The organism is Xenorhabdus santafensis, from assembly GCF_033949405.1.
Taxonomy (GTDB): domain Bacteria; phylum Pseudomonadota; class Gammaproteobacteria; order Enterobacterales; family Enterobacteriaceae; genus Xenorhabdus; species Xenorhabdus santafensis.
Window position 1 is genome coordinate 1 of record NZ_VCDN01000285.1, and the last position, 450, is coordinate 450.

1 protein-coding gene is annotated in these 450 nt (G+C 37.6%); it reads right to left on the bottom strand.

The annotated features are described in order from the left end of the window. Positions 1-81: 81 nt before the first annotated feature. The coding region (locus FE392_RS22515; protein ID WP_319931911.1) for an IS3 family transposase at positions 82-450 on the bottom strand (369 nt) is incomplete at its 5' end.

Below are 450 nucleotides of genomic sequence, written 5' to 3' on the forward strand. Positions count from 1 at the left end.
CTCGGTCACAATGTATTAAAAATAAAGAAAAAAGCCCTTGTTTTGAAGTGAACCCCGAAAACGGGACACCAATCAAAACACCTAAACCACTTGTTCCCTAAATTCTTTAGGGGATAGGTGGTTTAATTTTTCTTGAATTCGCACACAATTGTAGTAATGAATGTATTCTAGCACAATCTTTCGCACAGTTGTGTTGGATACTTTTGTTATCTTTTGTGAATAGAAAGCTTCACTTTTTAAATGACCAAAGAAGCTTTCCATGACGGCATTATCATGGCAATTTCCTCTCCGGGACATGCTGGTGATCATGCCGTTTTCTTTGGCATACGCTTGAAATTCTTTTGCTGTATAAATACTTCCTTGATCCGAGTGAAGAAGGACATCTTTTACTTTTCGCCCTCTCATTGCTTGTTTCAATGTTTTCATCGCTAATGTCAGTGTTTGTGATTC